This window comes from Caulobacter flavus (assembly GCF_003722335.1).
In the GTDB taxonomy this organism is placed as follows: Bacteria; Pseudomonadota; Alphaproteobacteria; order Caulobacterales; family Caulobacteraceae; genus Caulobacter; species Caulobacter flavus.
Genome location: NZ_CP026100.1, coordinates 5,516,719 through 5,535,155, shown reverse-complemented (window position 1 = coordinate 5,535,155; position 18,437 = coordinate 5,516,719). Strand labels below are relative to the sequence as shown.

Annotated in this window: 13 protein-coding genes; 3 read left to right on the top strand and 10 right to left on the bottom strand. The window is 68.9% G+C overall.

Going from position 1 to position 18,437, the window contains the following annotated elements; translation table 11 throughout:
• Nucleotides 1-59: 59 nt before the first annotated feature.
• Nucleotides 60-3,059 carry a TonB-dependent receptor domain-containing protein gene (locus C1707_RS25250; protein ID WP_101713465.1) on the top strand — a complete coding sequence of 1,000 codons (3,000 nt, stop codon included), beginning with the start codon at nucleotides 60-62 and terminating at the stop codon, nucleotides 3,057-3,059.
• 130 nt (nucleotides 3,060-3,189) lie between these two features.
• Here C1707_RS25250 and C1707_RS25245 read toward each other — a convergent pair whose 3' ends face one another.
• From C1707_RS25245 to C1707_RS26395, 9 genes are all read right to left on the bottom strand, one after another.
• Nucleotides 3,190-3,453 (bottom strand): FecR/PupR family sigma factor regulator, encoded by a 264-nt coding sequence (locus tag C1707_RS25245; RefSeq protein WP_101713464.1) that lies wholly within the window; start codon nucleotides 3,451-3,453, stop codon nucleotides 3,190-3,192.
• A gap of 243 nt (nucleotides 3,454-3,696) precedes the next feature.
• Nucleotides 3,697-4,950, bottom strand: a complete 1,254-nt coding sequence (locus tag C1707_RS25240; protein ID WP_338032072.1) for an efflux transporter outer membrane subunit — start codon at nucleotides 4,948-4,950, stop codon at nucleotides 3,697-3,699.
• A 166-nt stretch (nucleotides 4,951-5,116) separates the two neighbouring features.
• Entirely contained in the window at nucleotides 5,117-8,317 is a 3,201-nt protein-coding gene (locus C1707_RS25235) for an efflux RND transporter permease subunit (protein ID WP_101713462.1), read from the bottom strand.
• Entirely contained in the window at nucleotides 8,314-11,439 is a 3,126-nt protein-coding gene (locus C1707_RS25230; protein ID WP_101713461.1) for a multidrug efflux RND transporter permease subunit, read from the bottom strand. The genes C1707_RS25235 and C1707_RS25230 overlap by 4 nt, the downstream gene beginning before the upstream one ends.
• Nucleotides 11,440-11,454: 15 nt before the next feature.
• Nucleotides 11,455-12,768, bottom strand: a complete 1,314-nt coding sequence (locus C1707_RS25225; protein ID WP_101713460.1) for an efflux RND transporter periplasmic adaptor subunit — start codon at nucleotides 12,766-12,768, stop codon at nucleotides 11,455-11,457.
• Nucleotides 12,769-12,901: 133 nt separating this feature from the next.
• Complete coding sequence (locus C1707_RS25220) at nucleotides 12,902-13,138, bottom strand: BA14K family protein (RefSeq protein WP_101713459.1); 237 nt, start codon at nucleotides 13,136-13,138, stop codon at nucleotides 12,902-12,904.
• Nucleotides 13,139-13,435: 297 nt separating this feature from the next.
• Complete coding sequence (locus tag C1707_RS25215; protein WP_101713458.1) at nucleotides 13,436-14,197, bottom strand: pseudouridine synthase; 762 nt, start codon at nucleotides 14,195-14,197, stop codon at nucleotides 13,436-13,438.
• Nucleotides 14,198-14,201: 4 nt separating this feature from the next.
• On the bottom strand, nucleotides 14,202-15,245 hold the full coding sequence (locus C1707_RS25210) for a lysine-2,3-aminomutase-like protein (protein WP_420808214.1): 1,044 nt from the start codon (nucleotides 15,243-15,245) through the stop codon (nucleotides 14,202-14,204).
• Between the two features lie 336 nt (nucleotides 15,246-15,581).
• Nucleotides 15,582-15,743: a hypothetical protein gene (locus C1707_RS26395; protein ID WP_164467460.1), complete on the bottom strand. Its 162-nt coding sequence runs from the start codon at nucleotides 15,741-15,743 to the stop codon at nucleotides 15,582-15,584.
• A 299-nt stretch (nucleotides 15,744-16,042) separates the two neighbouring features.
• Between C1707_RS26395 and C1707_RS25205 the strand changes: the two genes are divergently transcribed.
• Complete coding sequence (locus tag C1707_RS25205; RefSeq protein ID WP_101713457.1) at nucleotides 16,043-16,786, top strand: recombinase zinc beta ribbon domain-containing protein; 744 nt, start codon at nucleotides 16,043-16,045, stop codon at nucleotides 16,784-16,786.
• 497 nt (nucleotides 16,787-17,283) lie between these two features.
• Here C1707_RS25205 and C1707_RS27035 read toward each other — a convergent pair whose 3' ends face one another.
• Entirely contained in the window at nucleotides 17,284-17,409 is a 126-nt protein-coding gene (locus C1707_RS27035; protein ID WP_276310647.1) for a hypothetical protein, read from the bottom strand.
• Between the two features lie 128 nt (nucleotides 17,410-17,537).
• Here C1707_RS27035 and C1707_RS25200 point away from each other — a divergent pair, with 128 nt between their 5' ends.
• The gene (locus C1707_RS25200) at nucleotides 17,538-18,416 is read left to right on the top strand and encodes a LysR substrate-binding domain-containing protein (RefSeq protein WP_101713456.1); all 879 of its coding nucleotides are present in this window, start codon (nucleotides 17,538-17,540) and stop codon (nucleotides 18,414-18,416) included.
• The last annotated feature ends 21 nt before the right edge of the window (nucleotides 18,417-18,437 follow it).

The following is an 18,437-nucleotide window of genomic DNA, read 5'->3' as shown; positions in this document are numbered from 1 at the left end:
GCTGCGTCTTGAGGATCGGAAGCGCGAGGGGCGCGACCCAATCCAAAGGGGATGCAAGCATGCGATCGAGGACCTTGAAGCGGATGATGGCCGGCGGCTGCGCGTATGGCGCGCTGATGCTCGGCGTCGCCCACGCCCAGGAGGCCGCCGCTCCCGAAGAGCCCCAGGCCGTCGAGGCCGTGGTCGTCACCGGCTCGCGCATCGCCCGCCAGGACTATGTGGCCAACAGCCCGATCCAGACCGTCGGCGCCGCCGCCATCGAGGCCACCGGCCAGGTGACGGTGGAGAAGGCCCTGTCGCAGATGCCGCAGTTCACCGGCTCGTTCGGTCAGGGCAACACCGGCTCGACCAGCACGGGCCTCAACGGCGGGCAGTCCTACGCCAGCCTTCGGGGCCTGGGCGCCAAGCGCACCCTGATCCTGCTCGACGGCCGCCGCCTGCAGCCCTCCAACCCCGATGGTTCGGTCGACCTCAACATCATCCCCGAGGCGCTGATCGAGAACGTCGAGGTCATCACCGGCGGCGCCTCGACCGCCTACGGCTCGGACGCCACCGCCGGCGTCGTCAACTTCAAGCTCAAGCGCAGCTTCAACGGCCTGACCGCCGACGCCCAGTACGGCATCTCCGAGAAGGGCGACGCGGAGTCGTTCCGCTTCTCGGTCACCGGCGGCTCGGACTTCGCCGAGGGCAAGGGCCGGGCGGTGCTGTCGTTCGACTACACCAACCGTGACCGCGCCCTGCAGAGCGCCCGCGACTACTACATCTTCCGCACCTCGGCGCCCGGCCTGTCGACCATCCCGCAGGGCACGGTGCTGTTCGGCGCCAACCTGCCGACCCTGGCCTCGATCAACAGCCTGTTCCAGGGCAGCTATGGCACCGCCGCCCTGACCGGCAACACCGCCGGCCGCTACACCGGCCAGATCGGCTTCAACACCGACCAGACCCTGTTCTCGACCTCTGGCGTGCCGGTCCTGAACTTCCGCGACCCGCAGACCGACAACGCCTACATCGTCAACGCCAACGCCGCCGGCACCTCGCAGCAGGTCAACTTCGGCTACAACGGCAGCTCGATGCAGGCCGACCTCGACCGCTACGCCGTGTTCGCCAAGGTCGACTACGACCTGACCGACAATCTGAAGTTCTTCTCGCAGTTCACCTTCACCGACTACGTCTCGGTGGGCGTGTCGAACCCGACCCTGGCCTCGAACGTCTACGGCCTGACCGTGCCGGTCACCAACCCGTTCGTGCCGACCGACTTCCGTCCGATCCTGGCCTCGCGCCCAACCCCGAACGCGGCCTTCACCTTCTACAAGGCGCTCGATATCCTCGGCCCGCGCGTCCAGAAATACAGCTACGACGTCTTCCAGTTCACCAACGGCCTGTCGGGCGAGACCGGCTTCAAGGACTGGACCTGGGACGGCTACGTCTCGTTCAGCCGCGCCAAGTTCGACAACGAGCAGACCGGCGGCGCCAGCGCCAGCGCCATCTCGCGCCTGCTCAACAGCCCGACGGGCGGCACGGAATACTGCGCCGGCGGCTGGAATCCCTTCGGCAACCTGACGCCGTCGGCCGAGTGCGTGCGCTACATGTCGCGCCGCACGCTGAACCAGAACACCCTCGAGCAGCGCATGGTCGAGGTGAACGTCTCCGGCTCGCTGTTCGACCTGCCGGCCGGCACGGTGAAGTTCGCCGCCGGTACGGACTACCGTTCCAACGAGTACACCTTCACCCCCGACAGCCAGCTGAACCAGCCCGACGGCACCAGCGACATCCTGGGCTACAGCGTGCTGCGCGACGCCTCCGGCTCGGTCGACACCTACGAGGTCTACGGCGAACTGCTGGTGCCGATCGTCAAGGATCTGCCCTTCGTGCAGGAGTTCAACCTCGACCTCGGCTACCGCTATTCCGACTACAGCTCGGTGGGCGGGGTGCAGACCTACAAGGCCGACTTCGACTGGAAGATCGTCGAGCCCGTGCGCCTGCGCGGCGGCTACAACCGCGCCATCCGCGCCCCGAGCGTCGGCGAGCTCTACGCGCCGGTCTCGACCGGTTCGGTGGCCATCGGCACGGCCTCGTCGACCACCACCAACGGCGATCCCTGCGACGTGCGTTCGTCCTGGCGCACGGGCGCCAACGCCGCGGCCGTTCGCAGCCTCTGCCTGGCGCAGGGCGTGCCGACCGCGATCATCGACAGCTACCAGCTGGGCACGGCCCAGGTCTTCGCCCTCACCGGCGGCAACCCGGACCTGCAGGAAGAAACCGCCGACACCTACTCGTTCGGCGCCGTCCTGCGCTCGCCGTTCCAGACCCCGCTGCTCAGCCGCCTGACGGCCTCGATCGACTGGTACGACATCAAGGTGAAGGACGCGATCGGCAGCCTGTCGATCGTCAACGCCTTCCAGTTCTGCTTCAACTCGGGCGGCTCAAACCCGACCTACGATCCCGGCAACTACTACTGCTCGCTGCTGACCCGCAATTCGGCCAGCGGCGTGCCGACCAATCCCGTCCAGCCGCTGCTGAACCTGGGCCAGTTCCAGACCACCGGCGTCGACGTGCAGGTCGACTGGAGCTTCGACTTCGCCGACAGCGCCCTGGACATGATCCCGGGCTCGTTCGCCCTGAACGTGGCCCTGGGCTACACCGACAAGTTCAAGATCCAGAACCTGCCGAACGCGCCGGTCTACGACTATGTCGGCACGATCGGCACGGGCGTGGAAAGCACCGCCGGCACGGCCCACCCGAAGTGGAAGTCGGTCACCTCGGGCACCTACACCTGGGGTCCGGCGAGCCTGGGCCTGCGCTGGCGCTGGATCGAGGCCATGGAGAACTCGGCCAAGGTCGTCACCCCGACCAGCACCTCGCGCGGCGTGAAGGCCTACAACGCCTTCGACCTCAACGGCCGCGTCGAGCTGCCCTGGGACACCGCCCTGCGTTTCGGCGTCAACAACCTGCTGGACAAGGCCCCGCCGCAGGTGGGCGACACCGAGGGCAACTACGACCCGCAGAACTACGACGTTCTCGGCCGCTCCTACTACGTGGGCATCCGCAAGCGCTTCTAGTCGAGGCCTGAACTACCCGGGCGCGCTTCTCCCCCTTTGCGCGCCCGGCGCTCGCCGCCCAGTCAGCCCCGGCGGCGGCGAGGAAGGGCGCCGGTCTTGGCGGACCGGCGCCCTTTTCGCGTTTCGGGGGCTAGTGGATCAGCATGCCGGCGACGGCGACCAGGCCGCCCGCGCCTAGGGCCAGGGCGCCGAGGATAGGCCATGCCGAAGGCGAGGGCGGGTCCCAGCTGGCGATCTCGGCGTCGACGGCCGCCACCGCCTCGAAGGCGTCGCGGCGGCGCGGATGAGCCACCCAGGTCTCGAACTCCTCGCGATCGCCGTCGCCGGCCTGCGGGGAGCGCAGGCGCTCCAACCAGGCGGCGGCTTCGCGGACGTCGTCTTCGGTGCGGGTCATGGGGCTACTCCTCGTCGGCGATCATGCGGGCTGGTGTTGCCTGCGTGTTTCGCGCGGGACGCGTCGCGATATCGCCGGTCCTCCCTCGACCCTCTGCCCCCAGAACAGATGCGCGAGGCGGAGAGGGGCGCTGTGCGTCCTTCGAGGCTCCCCTTTCGGGTCGCACCTCAGGATGAGGACGTCACAGCTCCGAATTCCTCATCCTGAGGCGCCCGCGTAGCGGGCCTCGAAGGACGCGCGGCCTTACAGCCCCGTCCAGCCGCCGCCGATCGCCTGCACCAGGGCCACGGCGGCCGTCTGGCGCGAGACGCGGGCGGCCGCCAGGTCGCGGCGGGCCGAGAGAGCCGAGGCTTGGGCGGTGACGACGTCGGTATAGGCCACCTGGCCGGCGCGATACTGGTTCAGCAGCATTTGCTCGGTCTGGTCGGCGGCCCTGGAGGCGGTCTCCAGCAGGGCGTACTGGCGCTCGAGCACCCGCACCGCCGTCAGCTGGTTCTCGACGTCCTGGAAGGCGGTGAGCGCCGTCTGGCGATAGTTGGCCGCAGCGGCGTCGTAGGCGGCGCGGGACTGGGCGACCTGGGCCTTGCGGGCGCCGGCGTCGAACAGGGTCTGGGCCGCCGACAGACCTAGCGACCAGGTGTTGGCCGAGGCCGAGAACAGGTCGCCCAGCACGCTGGCGGTCGAACTGCCCGAGCCGCTGAGCGTGAAGGTCGGGAAGTAGGCGGCGCGGGCGACGCCGATCTGGGCGTTGGCGGCGGCCACGCGGCGCTCGGCGGCGGCCACGTCCGGACGGCGCTCCAGCAGGGCCGAGGGCAGGCCGACGGGGATGTCCGGCACGGCGGCGGTCCAGGCGGGATCGGCGGCGATCGTGAAGCCGCTGGCCGGCTGGCCGACCAGCACGGCGATGGCGTTCTCGTAGGCGGCCCGGGTCTGGGTCAGGCCCTCCAGGCTGGACTGGGCGTTGGCCAGGGCGGTCTGGGCCTGCAGCACGTCCGAGCGCGGGGCGATCCCGGCGTCGTAGCGGTTCTGGGTGATCTTCAGGGCGCGCTGGTAGCCGTCCACCGTGGCCTGGACGAGGGCGATCTCGATGTCGGCCTGGCGCAGCCCCAGATAGTTCGTCGCCAGTTCGCCCTGGGCCGACAGCTGGGCGGCGGCCAGGTCGGCGGCGCTGGCCTGGGCGCTGGCGTTCGCATTGCCGATCGAGGCGCGGATGCGGCCCCAGACGTCGGGCTCCCAGCTGGCGCCGATGCTGGCCGAGTAGCGCTTGGTGTCGCCCGAGCTGGTGGCCCCCCCGCGCCCGGCGCGCTGCTGGTCCCGCCGCCGCCCGAGCGCGTGCCCGAGGCCGACAGGTCGATGCTGGGGAACAGCGAGGCGCGCTGCTCCTTCACCAGAGCCCGGGCTTGGCGATAGGCGGCCTCGGCGGCGGCGATGGTCTGGTTGTCCACCTTCACCCGCTCGGCCAGGGCGTTCAGCTGGGGATCCCCCAGCAGGGTCCACCAGTCGCCGCGATCCAGGTGGTCGGACGGCGCGGCGGCCTTCCAGCCGTCCATCGCCTTCCAGGTCGAGGGGGCGGGCGAGGCCAGCTTGGGGGTCTCGTAGGCCGGCGTCGTCGAGCAGGCGGCGACGAGAGCGACGAGGGGGAGGGCGGTCAGCAGGCGGACGGTCATCGGGCGAGTTCCGGGGCGGAGGGCATGTGGGTCAGGTCGCGCTCGTCGCGCCGCTTGCCGCGCAGGCGGTCGAGATAGACGTAGACCACGGGGGTGGTGATGAGGGTCAGCAGCTGGCTGGCGATCAGGCCGCCGATGATGGTGATCCCCAGCGGCCGGCGCAGCTCGGCGCCTTCGCCGAAGCCGATGGCCAGGGGCAGGGCGCCCAGGGCCGCGGCCAGGGTGGTCATCAGGATCGGGCGGAAGCGCAGGAGGCTGGCCTCGCGCACGGCCTCGACCGCCGACAGGCCCCGGCCGCGCTGGGCCTCCAGGGCGAAGTCGATGATCAGGATGGCGTTCTTCTTGACGATGCCCAGCAGCAGGAACACCCCGATCAGGGCGATGATCGAGAACTCCATCTTGAAGATCAGCAGCGCCAGCACCGCCCCGACGCCGGCGGCCGGCAGGGTCGACAGCACCGTCACCGGGTGGACGTAGCTCTCGTAGAGGATGCCCAGCACGATGTAGATCGCGATGATGGCCGCCGCGATCAGGAACGGCTGCTGCTTCATCTGCTCGTTGTAGCTGCGGGCGCTGCCCTGGAAGCTGCCGCGCACGCTGGTGGGCAGGCCGATGTCGGCCTCGGCCTGGGTGATGGCCGCCTGGGCCTGCGACAGCGAAACGCCCTCGGGCAGGTTGAACGACACGGTCGTGGCCAGCTCGCCGTTCTGGTGGTTGACCGAGGTGGGGGTGGCGCTCTGGGAGACGCTGGCGATGGCGGTCAGCGGCGTCATCGGCGTGGCCGTGGTGTTCAGGGCCGAGCCGGTCGAGGCGTCGCGCAGCGAGGGGTTCACCGCCGCCCCGCTGGTGCTGGAGGTGGTGGTCGAACTGCTCGACGTGGTCGGCACGTAGACGTCGTTCAGCGCCTCGGGGCCTTGGGCGAACTGCTGCTGCCACTCCATGATCACCGAGTACTGGTTGATGTCCTCGTAGATCATCGCGACCTGGCGCTGGCCGAAGGCGTTGTAGAGCGCGTTGTCCACGGCCCGGGGCGTGACGCCCATGCGCGAGGCGCTGTCGCGGTCGATGGTGACGAAGGTCTCTACGCCGTTTTCCGACTGGTCGCTGTCGACGTCGGTCATGACGTCGGAATGTTCCTTCATCGCCTCGGCCAGCTTCGGGGCCCATTCCTTCAGGGCGTCGCTGGAGTCGCTGGTCAGGGTGTACTGGTAGGTCGAGTTGCTCGACCGGCCGCCCATGCGCAGGTCCTGCACCGGGTTGAGGAAGATCGAGACGCCGGTCACCTTCTGCAGCTGCGGCCGCAGGCGGGCGATGACGGCGCTGCCCTTCTCCTTGCGCTCGCTGGCGGGCTTGAGATTGACGAACATGAAGCCGCCGCCGGCGCGGGCGCCGCCGGTGAAGCCGACCACGGTGTCGACCGCCGGGTCCTTGCGGATGATCTCGACCACGGCCCGCAGCTTCTGCTCCATGGTCTGGAACGAGACGCTCTGGTCGGCGCGGATGCCGGCCATCAGCTGGCCGTTGTCCTGCTGGGGGAAGAAGCCCTTGGGCACGGCGACGTACAGCCAGACGGTCATGCCGATGACGGCGACCAGCAGCAGCATGACCAGCGGCTTGGCGTGAAGCGCCCAGTCCAGCGAGCGGGCGTAGACAGCCTGGATCCTGTCGAACATCCACTCGAAGAAGCGGGCGATGCGGCCCTCCTTGTGGCCCTCGGGGCGGGGCTTGAGCAGGTAGGCGCACATCATCGGCGTGGTCGTCAGGCTGATGACCAGCGAGATCAGCACCGCCGCCGACAGGGTGACGGCGAACTCGCGGAACAGCCGGCCGACCTGGCCGCCCATGAACAGCAGCGGGATGAACACGGCCACCAGCGAGACGCTGATCGACAGCACGGTGAAGCCGACCTCGCGCGCGCCCAGGGTGGCGGCCTTGAAGCGCTCCATGCCCGCCTCGATGTGGCGCTGGGTGTTCTCGAGCACGACGATGGCGTCGTCGACGACGAACCCCGTGGCCACGGTGATGGCCATGAGGCTGAGGTTGTTGAGCGAGAAGCCCAGCAGGTACATGACGCCAAAGGTGCCCAGCAGCGAGACGATGGTCGCCGCGGCCGGGATGAAGGTCGCCCGGCCGCTGCGCAGGAAGGCGCTGACCACCAGCACCACCAGCACGATCGAGATCAGCAGGGTGACCTCGATCTCGTGCAGCGAGGCGCGGATCGAGTTGGTGCTGTCGCTGGCCACCTGCACGTTGATGTCGCTGGGCAGATGCTCGCGCAGTTCGGGCAGGGCGGCGCGCACGCTGTCGACGGTCTGGATGATGTTGGCGCCGGGCTGGCGGGTGATCAGCACGATGATCGCCGGCTTGCCGTTGAACAGGCCGATGGTGCGGGTGTCGGCGACGCTGTCGGTGACGCTGGCCACGTCCGACAGCTTGACGCCCGCCTCGCCGCGCCAGGCGACCAGCAGGCCGGCGTAGTCGGCCGCCTTGCGGCCGCTGCTGGAGGTGTAGATCTGGAAGCGCTTGCCGTCGCCCTCGACCGCGCCCTTGGGGCGGTTGGCGTTGGCCGATTGGATCGCCGCGCGCACGTCTTCCAGGCTGACGCCGTACTTGTTGAGCAGGAACGGATTGACCGAGATCCGCACGGCCGGCAGCGAGCCGCCGCCGATCTCGACGTCGCCCACGCCCTGCACCTGAGAGACGCGCTGCGAGACGATGTTGGACACCGCGTCGTAGATCTGGCCGGGGGTCTTGGTGTCCGAGGTCAGGGCCAGGATGATCACCGGCGAGTCCGACGGGTTCATCTTGCGGTAGGTGGGGTTGCTGCGCAGCGTCGCGGGCAGGTCGGCGCGCGAGGCGTTGATGGCGGCCTGCACTTCGCGGGCGGCGCCGTCGATCTTGCGGTTGAGGTCGAACTGCAGGGTCACCCGGGTCGAGCCCGACGAGCTCTGCGAGGTCATCTCGTTGACGCCCGAGATCACGCCCAGCCGCCGCTCCAGCGGCGTGGCGACGCTGGAGGCCATGGTCTCGGGGCTGGCACCCGACAGGCTGGCTGACACCGAGATGGTCGGATAGTCCACCTGCGGCAGGGGCGAGACCGGCAGCACGAAGAAGGCGAAGATGCCGGCCAAAGCGAGGCCGATGGTCAGCAGGACCGTCGCCACCGGCCGGCGGATGAAGGGCGCCGACAGGTTCATGACGGCAAGCCCGGCAGCGGCTGGTCGACGCGATCCTCGTCAACGCCATCGTCGCGGCGCTTCCTGCCCGACGGCGCGATGCGGTCGAAGGCCAGGTAGACCACGGGCGTGGTGAACATGGTCAGAAGCTGGCTGACCAGCAGGCCGCCGAAGATGGCGATGCCCAGCGGCCGGCGCAGCTCCGCGCCCTCGCCGAAGCCCAGCATCAGCGGCACGGCGGCGAACAGGGCCGCCAGCGTGGTCATCAGGATCGGCCGGAAGCGCAGGATGGCGGCCTGGAAGATCGCCTCCTCCGGCGACTTGCCCTCGTTGCGCTCGGCCTCGATGGCGAAGTCGATCATCATGATCGCGTTCTTCTTGACGATGCCGATCAGCAGGATGATGCCGATGATCCCGATCACGCCGAGGTCGTGACCGGTCAGCCACAGCGCCAGCAGGGCCCCGACGCCGGCCGAGGGCAGGGTCGACAGGATGGTCAGCGGGTGGATGTAGCTCTCGTAGAGCACGCCCAGCACGATGTAGACGCAGACCACGGCCGCCAGGATCAGCCACAGCTGGTTGCTCAGCGAGTTCTCGTAGGCGCCGGCCGCGCCCAGGAAGGTGTGGGTCACCGACGAGGGCATGCCGATGTCCTTCATCGCCGCGCGGATCTCGTCGACGGCGTGGCCCAGCGAGACGCCCGGCGCGGTGTCGAAGCCCAGGGTGGTGGCCGGGAACTGGGCGACGTGGGTCACCTGCAGCGGCGACTGCTGTTCCTTGATGGTCGAGAAGGCCGCCAGCGGCGCGGGCGAGCCGCCGCCGGTGCGCAGGTTCAGGTTCCCCAGCGAGGCGGGATCGGTCAGCAGGCCGGGCTTGGCCTCCAGGATCACCCGGTACTGGTTGGTCTCGGTGAAGATCGTCGAGACGATCCGCTGGCCAAACGCGCTGTAGAGGGCGTCGTCGACGTCGGAAGCGGTGATCGAAAGCCGCGCGGCGGTGTCGCGGTCGATGTCGATATAGGCCGCGGCCCCGGTGGCCGAGGCGTCGCTGTAGATGTTGCGGACGGCCTTCACGGTCGCCAGCCTTTCGGCCAGCTTGCCGGCCCATTCCTTGACCGTGGCGGTGTCAGCGCCTTCCAGCGACAGGCGGTACTGGGTCGGCCCGCTCTCGGCGTCGATGGTCAGGTCCTGGGTGGGCTGGAGGTAGAGGGTGACGCCCGGCACCTGGGCCACGCGCTCGCGCAGCCGCTGCATGATCTTTTCCTGCGAGCCCTTGCGGTCGCCCTTCAGGTTGATCTGCATCTGGCCGGTGTGGAGCATGCTGTTGTTGGCGCCGTCGACGCCGATGAACGAGGCCACGCTGGCCACGGCCGGATCGTCGAGGATGGCCGCCGCCGCCTGCTGCTGCAGGCCGGCCATGCGCTCGTAGGACACCGACTGCTCGACCTCGGTGCGGGCCTGGAGCTGGCCGGTGTCCTGGGTCGGGAACAGGCCCTTGGGAATGACCATGTACAGCACGCCGGTCAGCACCAGGGTGGCGACGGCGACGACCAGGGTGGCCTTCTGGCGGGCCATGACCCAGGCGAGAGCCGTCTCGTAGCGGGCCTCGATCCGTTCGAAGACCTGCTGGGCCCTGGCGCCGACGCGGCCGGGCTTGTCTTCCTCGTGGCTCTTGAGCCAGCGGGCCGACAGCATCGGCGTCAGGGTCAGCGACACCACGGCCGAGATCAGGATGGTGATGGCCAGGCTGACGGCGAACTCGCGGAACAGGCGCCCGACCACGTCGCCCATGAACAGCAGCGGGATCAGCACCGCGATCAGCGAAATGGTCAGCGAGATGATGGTGAAGCCGATCTCGCGCGCGCCCTTCAGGGCCGCCTCCATCGGCTTTTCGCCCTTCTCCATGTGGCGGATGATGTTCTCGATCATCACGATGGCGTCGTCGACGACGAAGCCCGTCGCGATGGTCAGGGCCATCAGGGAGAGGTTGTTGAGGCTGTAGCCCAGCAGGTACATCACTCCGCACGAGCCGATCAGCGAGATCGGCACGGCCAGGCTGGCGATCACGGTCGCGCGGATGGAGTGCAGGAAGAAGAAGATCACCAGCACGACCATCACCACGGCCAGCACCAGTTCCATCTCCACGTGGTGCACCGAGGCGCGGATGCCGGTGGTGCGGTCGGCCAGGACCTCGACCTTCAGCGTCGCCGGCAGGCCGGCCTGCAGCTCCGGCAGCTTGGCCTTGATGGCGTCGACGGTCTTGATGACGTTGGCGCCCGGCTGGCGCTGGACGTTGACGATGATCGCCGGGGTCTTGCCGGCCCAGGCGCCCAGGCGGGTGTTCTCGGCGCTCTGCACCACGCTGGCCACGTCGCGGATGCGGATCGGGGCCTCGTTCTTGTAGGTGACGATCAGGTTCAGATAGTCGTCGACCGTCAGCAGCTGGTCGTTGGCGTTGATCGTGTAGGTGCGGGTGGGGCCGTCGAAGCTGCCCTTGGCGCTGTTGGCGTTGGAGCTGTCGATGGCGCTCTGCAGTTCCGACAGCGTCAGGCCGTAGGAGGCCATGGCCTGGGTGTCGGCCTGGATGCGGATGGCCGGCTTCTGGCCGCCGCTGAGCGACACCAGGCCCACGCCCGAGACCTGGCTGATCTTCTGGGCCAGACGGGTGTTGACCAGGTTCTGCACCTCGGTCATCGGCAGGGTGTCCGACGTGATGGCCAGGGTCAGCACCGGGGCGTCGGCCGGATTGACCTTGGCGTAGACCGGTGGGGCGGGCAGGTCGGCCGGCAACAGCGAATTGGCCGCGTTCATCGCCGCCTGCACTTCCTGCTCGGCGACGTCGAGGGTCTCGCCCAGATTGAACTGCAGGGTGATGACGCTGGCGCCGGCCGTGCTGACCGAGCTCATGCGCGCCAGGCCCGACATCTCGCCCAGCTGGCGTTCCAGCGGGGCGGTGACGGTCTGGCTCATCACCTCGGGGCTGGCACCCGGATAGAGGGTCTGGACCTGGATAGTGGGGTAGTCGACCTGCGGCAGGGCCGACAGCGGCAGCAGCCGAAAGCCGACCAGGCCGGCCAGCACGATGGCCGCCATGAACAGGGCCGTGGCGACCGGCCGCTGGATGAAGGGGCGCGAGGGGTTCATCGACCGTCCGCCGGCTTACTCGGGACGCCGACGGCGCTCGCCGCCTTCACCGCCTTCGGGACGCTTGCCGCGCTGGCCCTTCTCGCCGCGCTGGCCGCCCTGGCGCTGGGCCGCCTGGCCCGGCAGCTGCACCTTGCCGCCTTCGGTCAGGCGGTCGCCGCCCTCGGTGATGACCTTGTCGCCGACGGCGAGACCCTCGATGACGGCCACCTGGGTGGTGGTCGACTGGCCGGTCTTGACCTTGGTCTTGGTGACGGTCTGGTCGCTCTTCAGCTTCCAGACGAAGGCGCCGTCCGAGCCCTGGCGCACGGCGGTGGCCGGCACGACCACGGCGTCCTTGAGGGTGTCGAGCTGGATACGGACGTTGACGAACTGGCTGGGGAACAGCTTGCCGCCGCTGTTGGGGAAGCGGGCCTTGCCCTTCACCGTGCCGGTGCCGGTGTCGACCAGGTTGTCCAGGGTCGAGAACGTGCCCTGGTCCAGGGTGTTGGCGCGGGTGCGGTCGAGCACGGTGACTGGCAGGGTGGCGCCGCCGAACACCCGCTGCGAGATGCGCGGCACGTCGTCCTGCGGGACGGTGAACTCGACGTCGATCGGCGACAGGGTGGTGATCACCGCGACCCCGCTGGCGTCGCCCGAGGCGATGTAGTTGCCGACGTCGACCACGCGCAGGCCCACCCGGCCGCTGACCGGAGCGGTGATGCGCGAGAAGCCGACGTTCAGGCGGGCGGTGCCGACCGCGGCGCGATCGCTCATCACCGTGCCTTCCAGCTGCTTGACGGTGGCGGCCTGGGTGTCGACCTCCTGGCGGGCGATCGAGTCCTGCTCGAGCAGGGTCTGGTAGCGCTTGAGGGTCAGGCGGGCGACAGCCAGTTGGGCCTCGTCGCGGGTCAGGTTTCCCTGCGCCTCCATCAGGGCCATCTGGTAGGGGCGCTGGTCGATCTGCACCAGGGTCTGGCCGGCCTGGACCATCTGGCCCTCGCGGAACAGCACCTGGGTGATGACGCCCGAGACCTGCGGCTTGACGGTGACGGTCGCGGCCGGGGTCACCGTGCCCAGGGCCTCGATGACCACCGGCAGGTCGGCCTTGGCCGCCGTCGCCACCGCCACGGTGCTGGCCGGCCCGCGACGGCCGCCGCCGCCACCTGGGCCGCCGGGCCCCCCGGGCCCCCCGGGGCCGCCCATGTCGCCGCCGCTTCCGCCGCCGTTCAGCAGGGTCCAGGCCAGCACGCCGACGCCGGCCAGAGCGGCCAGGGCGACGGCGCCGCCGATGATCCGCGCCCGGCGGCTGGGCTTGCGAACGGCGAGGGACGGGCGGGGTTCGGTCATGGACGGCCTCTGGGCGCGGACGGGCGGCGAAGATGCTCGAAGCGCCGTCGTCCAGGGGGACGCCGGCGGAGGGTAAGCGATGCGCGAAAAGTCGGGTCGCCGACCTTGGCGACCCGATGCTCAAGCTAAACTGCTAGAGGCGGCATTTGATCCATCGGCCGCCCTGGCCGCGGTAGGCGTCGCGCTTGACGTCGTAGGAGCGGTACTTGGCCTTGCAGGCGCGCACGTGGCGCTGTTGCTTGGTTTCCTTGCTCGGCTTGGCCTGCTCGTGACGCGGGGCGGGCGTGTCGTGGCGGTCGTGGCCTTGCGCCAGCACCGGGGTGGAAAGGGCGAGGGCGCCGAGGGCAAGCGCGGTGACGACGACTTTCATGTCGATCTCCAGTGTATTGGGATCGACTGGCTAACAACGTCACGTCGCGACGATGTTGCGGCTTTGAAACGGCTTTGGGCGAACTTGCAACACGCCGTGGCGGGAGTTGGGCGGTGGGTTCGCACTTGCTCCCAACTCCCGTCATTCCCGCCCTTGTGGCGGGAACCCCTCTGTCAGCCGCAAGAGCAGTAAGGGCGGCGTGCTCAGCACGCCGCTTGCGCTTCACGTGCGAGCGGAACCAGAGGTTCCCGCCACAAGGGCGGGAATGACGGGAGGTAGGGGGCGAGACGAAGGGAATTACCCCCGGATCAGCGCCTCGCGCTCGGCCGGCGTCAGCGGGCGCCAGCGACCTTCGGGCAGGTCGCCCAGTTCGATCGGACCGACGCGGTGGCGAAACAGGTCGATCACGTCCAGCTCCACCAGGTCGCACATGCGGCGGATCTGGCGGTTGCGGCCTTCGGTCAGCACGAAGCGCAGGGTTTCCTGGCCCAGGCGGTCGACCACGGCGCGCTTGAGCTTGCGGCCGTCGAGTTCGAGGCCGTGGCGCAGCCAGTCGATCTTCTCGCGGGTCAGCTCGCCGCGAACCCGGACGCGGTATTCCTTCTCCAGCGTCGACTCCGGGCCGATCACCGCCTTGGCCACCACCCCGTCCTCGGACAGGATCAGCAGGCCGCGCGAGTCCATGTCCAGCCGCCCCACCGGCGCCAGCTTGCTGTCGCGGCCTGGCACTGGGCCGGGCTGGCCGAACTGGGCGGCCTTGGTCAGCAGGCGCACGGCCGGGATCTGCTCGCCTTCCGGCTGGGACGAGACGATGCCGACGGGCTTGTGGATCATCACCGTCATGGCCGCGCCCAGCTTCTGGGTGGCGCCGTCGTTCAGCACCAGCGTCTGGCCGGGCAGGATCTTGCGGCCGGCGTCCTCGACGACCTCGCCGTCGATGGTCACCAGGCCCTGGCCGATCAGGGCCTCGGCTTCGCGGCGCGAGCAGACCCCGCTCTGGGCCAGCCACTTGTTGACGCGCTGAGGCTCGGCCTCGTCGTAGGTGCGGGTCCAGGCCATGAGGTCAGTCGACTTTCGGGGGATAGGCGTGGGTCTGGCCGCGCGGGTCTTCCACCGCGCCGTCGTCCAGATAGTTGGGACCGATCGGAACCTTGCCGTGGCCGTCGGGGATGTCGAGCATGTAGGTCGGCTGGCACAGGCCCGAGAAGCGGCCGCGAATGGCCTTCATCAGCGCCTGGCCTTCCTCGACGCTGGTGCGCAGGTGGCTGGTGCCGGGGGCCAGATCGCCCTGGTGCAGGTAATAGGGTTTCACCCGCGTCTCGACCAGCGCCCGCATCAGCGCGCCCAGGCTTTCGGGATCGTCGTTGACGCCCTTCAGCAGCACGGTCTGGCCGATCATCGGAACGCCCGCGTCCACCAGGCGCGCGCAGGCCGCGCGGGCGGCCGGAGTCAGTTCGCGGGCGTGGTTGGCGTGCAGGGCGACATAGACCGCCTTGGAGCCGCGCTTCAGCGCCGCCACCAGCTCGGGCGTCACGGCTTGCGGATCCACGGAAGGGATACGCGTGTGGAAGCGCACGACCTTGACGTGCTCGATCGCCTCCAGCCGGTCCATCAGGTCGGCGATGCGGCGCGGCGACAGCACGAACGGGTCGCCGCCGGTGACGATCACCTCCCAGATCTGGGGGCGGGCGGCGACATAGGCGAAGGCCGCGTCCAGCTCGTCCGGAGACAGGGTCTTGAGCCCCTCGGGACCGACCATCTCGCGCCGGAAGCAGAACCGGCAATAGACCGCGCAGGTGTGGGTGGGCTTGAGCAGCACGCGGTCGGGATAGCGGTGGACGATCCCCTCGACCGGGCTGTGGGCGAAGTCGCCGATCGGGTCTTCGGACTCGGCTGGCAGGGTGGTCAGCTCGGCTTCGGTGGGCGTGAACTGGCGGGCGATCGGGTCGAACGGATCGGCCTCGTCGATCAGCTGGGCCATGTCGGGCGTGATGGCCACCGCGTACTGGGCGGCCACGCGTTCCAGCGCCGGCAGGCGGTCGACGGAAACGAGTCCGGCCTGCGCCAGGGCGCTGGCGCTGCGAAGGGTCTTCTTGGCGGCGATCATGATCGCAGCGGGATATGCGCCGAACGGGCGTGGTTGGCAAATGCGGGAGGATTGAGCGCTGCCTCGCCCCCTCTCTCCCGTCATTCCCGCCCTTGTGGCGGGAAGCCCTGGTTCCGCCGCCACGTGAGACGCAAGCGGATCGCTGGCGATCCGCCTCTACCGCCTTTGCGGCTGACAGAGAGGTTCCCGCCACAAGGGCGAGAATTCACCCGAACCAACAATTGCTGACGGTGGCGATCTAGTGGAGCAAGCTGCCTGCCCGCCGACTTGGTGTCTAGGCCGAGTGGCAGCCTCCAGTTGCGTTTACCCGCAAACCCACTTCTAACTTGGCCTTGGCTAGGAGAAGTAGGCCATCAATTCGCGAGCTTCATACCCGAGTAGCGAGCGGTTTCGGTTGGCTTCAAGAACCAGCCGAGAAAATTTTACGCTCGGACTTCCGGTCGCGCCGAAACTGCTCTTGAGCTTGGCATGAACCAGTCGTCGCCGGATCAGCAGCATCAGGAACCCGCTCCAATGCGGGCGGCGCCTCTGACGTGCTGCCGGAAAAGCGGCGAGCCCTACACTCGACATCAGGGGGTCGAGGATGAAATCGCCTGTGCCCTGAACATTCCACATACCGAATGGTGCGACCGAACTTGGCGTATCGAGACGTTAGTACATCTCATCCGCCTTCGTCGGCACGACAATGACCCGCAGGTTTTTGGTATGCTTACGTATCAATTTCTCGAACGCGTAAAGCCCATCGTCGACCGTTGGTCACGCGGATACGGCCAAGCGGATAGCGAGGAGATTCATGTATGGGCTCGCGTCGAAAGACGGGCGGCGACCTTGCGCGCCTGCCTGACCTCACCAGACGTTCCGTGATGGGCGCAGCGGCGCTCGCGCCTGTGGCGGCCGTGGCGGATGTCACCCCGCCAGCAGACAGCCTCCTGACGCGCTGCGGAACGTTCGTGGCGACCGACATCAGGATCAATCGCCTCCTCAGCCGCTGGGCGGATCTGGAGGGCGAGCTCTTCGATATTCCGGGCTGGCACGAGCTTTCCAAGGAGGCGCAACAGGCGTTCCCGCAGGCCCAGGAAATGGACCGCATAGACGCGCAGCTCAAGAACCCCGACACCGGCCGCGTGACCACGCGCCTCAATCCGGAAAGCGACTGGGTGCATGTGAGCGCGCCGTATCTGCGGATCGTCTCGGACGAGCTTTGGCAGGCCGCCCGAGCCCAGCAAGACAGCCTAGTCGGCATCTACGAGGCCAATATCGCCAAGGGTGAAGGCCGGGCGATGGCGACCGTACGCCGGCCCAAGAACCTGCTGTCGGGCCTGCTAGTGTGTGGCGTCTGCGGTGGCTCCTACGCCAAGCGCAGCAACGACCGGTTCGCCTGCGTCAGTCACACAATGGGGACGGGCTGCACCAACGCCCGCTCAGTTCTCCGCGACGTGCTGGAAAGCGCGGGTTCTAGCGGGCCTGAAGGATCGGCTGATGACGCCCGACGCTTTGGCCGAGGCCATGCGCTCATTCATCGAAGAGACCAACCGCCTTAACCATCAGCGCCGGGCTACCCGAGAGGCCGACCTTCAACAGTTGGAGAAGGCCCGCAAGGCCATCGCCGGGCTGGTGACAGCTATTGAAGACGGCGGCTATAGCCGGCCGCTCATGGACCGCCTGCGCTCCTTGGAGGCCGACGCGGAGGGCATCGAGCGCCGGCTCGCCGAAGCGCCGAGGGACGTCCCCGACATTCACCCCAACGTTCCCGAGCTATATCGCCGGAAGGTCTATGCCCTGGCCGAAGCCCTCGACCGGCCCGAAGATCGCGATGCGGCGGCCAAGGCTTTGCGTGGCCTGATCGACCGGATCGTGCTAACGCCTGGGGACCGTCGCGGCGCTGTCCATGCGCAGTTGTTCGGGGACCTTGAGGCCTTGCTCACCCTGGCCCGCGACGAGGGAGGCCAGCGGCGCAAAGCCGCTGGCGCGTTTCCGGTCCAGCCCCTGCCCATCACCGTCAACGCTGGGGCGGGAATGACGGGAAGAGAAGAGGGTTCTAACGCGGGCTGTGCACCGGCACGCTGCCGGGCCAGGGCTCGGCGCGGAAGGGCGAGGAGGGCGCGCGTTCGAGCGCGCCCATCAGTGCGAGCGCCAGGGCGCCGCCGGCGAGCAGCAGTTTCATCGTCTCATTCCTGTTAGGCGAGGTCGCAGGGGAGGGCGGCCACGCAGAGACGATCTCAAATCCAGGGCAGCTTTACGAACGATGGCTTCTGCGCAAGGTTGTAAGTCCAGCTAACGGAGATCAGCCGCGTGCGATTGCCGCCCTTCGGTTCCCTGATCGCCCTGGAGGCGGCCTATCGCCATCGCGGCTACAGCCGGGCGGCCGACGAGCTGCACGTCACCCACGGCGCGGTCAGCCAGCAGATCCGCAAGCTGGAGGAGGAGCTGGGCGCGACCCTGTTCCGGCGCGAGGGCAACGACATGGTCCCCACGCCCGTCGCCCGGCGGCTGGCCGAACACGTGGCCGAGGCGCTGTCGATCCTCAAGGCCGGGGTCGAGGGCGCCCGCCAGACCCAGAAGGGACCGCTGGTGGTCAGCGCCACCGCCGCCTTCGCCAGCCGCTGGCTGGTGACGCGACTGGCCCGCCTGGCCGCCGACACAGGCGAGCCCGACCTGCAGCTGCGCATCGAGGACCGCAAGGCCGACCTGCGCTCCGACGGCGTCGATATCGCCCTGCGCTTCGGGCGCGGGCCGTGGGAGGGGCTGGAGTCGATCCCGCTGCTGGGCGAGCGATTGTTCCCGGTCTGCTCGCCGGGCTTTCTGGCGGCGCACCCGATGAGCGGTCCGGCCGACCTCCTGACCGTGCCGCTGCTGCGCCACACCGGCGTGCACTGGGCCGTCTGGTTCCGGGGCATGGGGCTGGAGCCGCCGCAGATGATCACCGGCATCGCCTTCGACGACACCTCGGTAATGCTTGACGCGGCCGCGCAGGGGATCGGCGTGGCCCTGGCGCGCCAGGGCCTGTCCGAGCGCGATCTGCGCGACGGCCGGCTGGTGCGGCCCTTCGCCGGCGAGGTCGAGGTCGAGACCGGCCACCATGTCGTCTGGCGCGCCGACGCGCCCCGCCTGGCGCGGATCCTCAAGGTGCGCGACTGGCTGCTGGCGGAAGTGGGGCGGGAGGCGGGTTAGCCCCGCCTACCTACAATTCGT

Bases quoted from the DNA above. Each gene is read 5' to 3' on its own strand.
- C1707_RS25250 (WP_101713465.1), top strand. From the start codon at position 60: ATGCGATCGAGGACCTTGAAGCGGATGATGGCCGGCGGCTGCGCGTAT.
- C1707_RS25245 (WP_101713464.1), bottom strand. From the start codon at position 3,453: ATGACCCGCACCGAAGACGACGTCCGCGAAGCCGCCGCCTGGTTGGAG.
- C1707_RS25235 (WP_101713462.1), bottom strand. From the start codon at position 8,317: ATGAACCTGTCGGCGCCCTTCATCCGCCGGCCGGTGGCGACGGTCCTG.
- C1707_RS25230 (WP_101713461.1), bottom strand. From the start codon at position 11,439: ATGAACCCCTCGCGCCCCTTCATCCAGCGGCCGGTCGCCACGGCCCTG.
- C1707_RS25225 (WP_101713460.1), bottom strand. From the start codon at position 12,768: ATGACCGAACCCCGCCCGTCCCTCGCCGTTCGCAAGCCCAGCCGCCGG.
- C1707_RS25220 (WP_101713459.1), bottom strand. From the start codon at position 13,138: ATGAAAGTCGTCGTCACCGCGCTTGCCCTCGGCGCCCTCGCCCTTTCC.
- C1707_RS25215 (WP_101713458.1), bottom strand. From the start codon at position 14,197: ATGGCCTGGACCCGCACCTACGACGAGGCCGAGCCTCAGCGCGTCAAC.
- C1707_RS25210 (WP_420808214.1), bottom strand. From the start codon at position 15,245: ATGATCGCCGCCAAGAAGACCCTTCGCAGCGCCAGCGCCCTGGCGCAG.
- C1707_RS26395 (WP_164467460.1), bottom strand. From the start codon at position 15,743: ATGCTGCTGATCCGGCGACGACTGGTTCATGCCAAGCTCAAGAGCAGT.
- C1707_RS25205 (WP_101713457.1), top strand. From the start codon at position 16,043: ATGGGCTCGCGTCGAAAGACGGGCGGCGACCTTGCGCGCCTGCCTGAC.
- C1707_RS27035 (WP_276310647.1), bottom strand. From the start codon at position 17,409: ATGAAACTGCTGCTCGCCGGCGGCGCCCTGGCGCTCGCACTGATGGGC.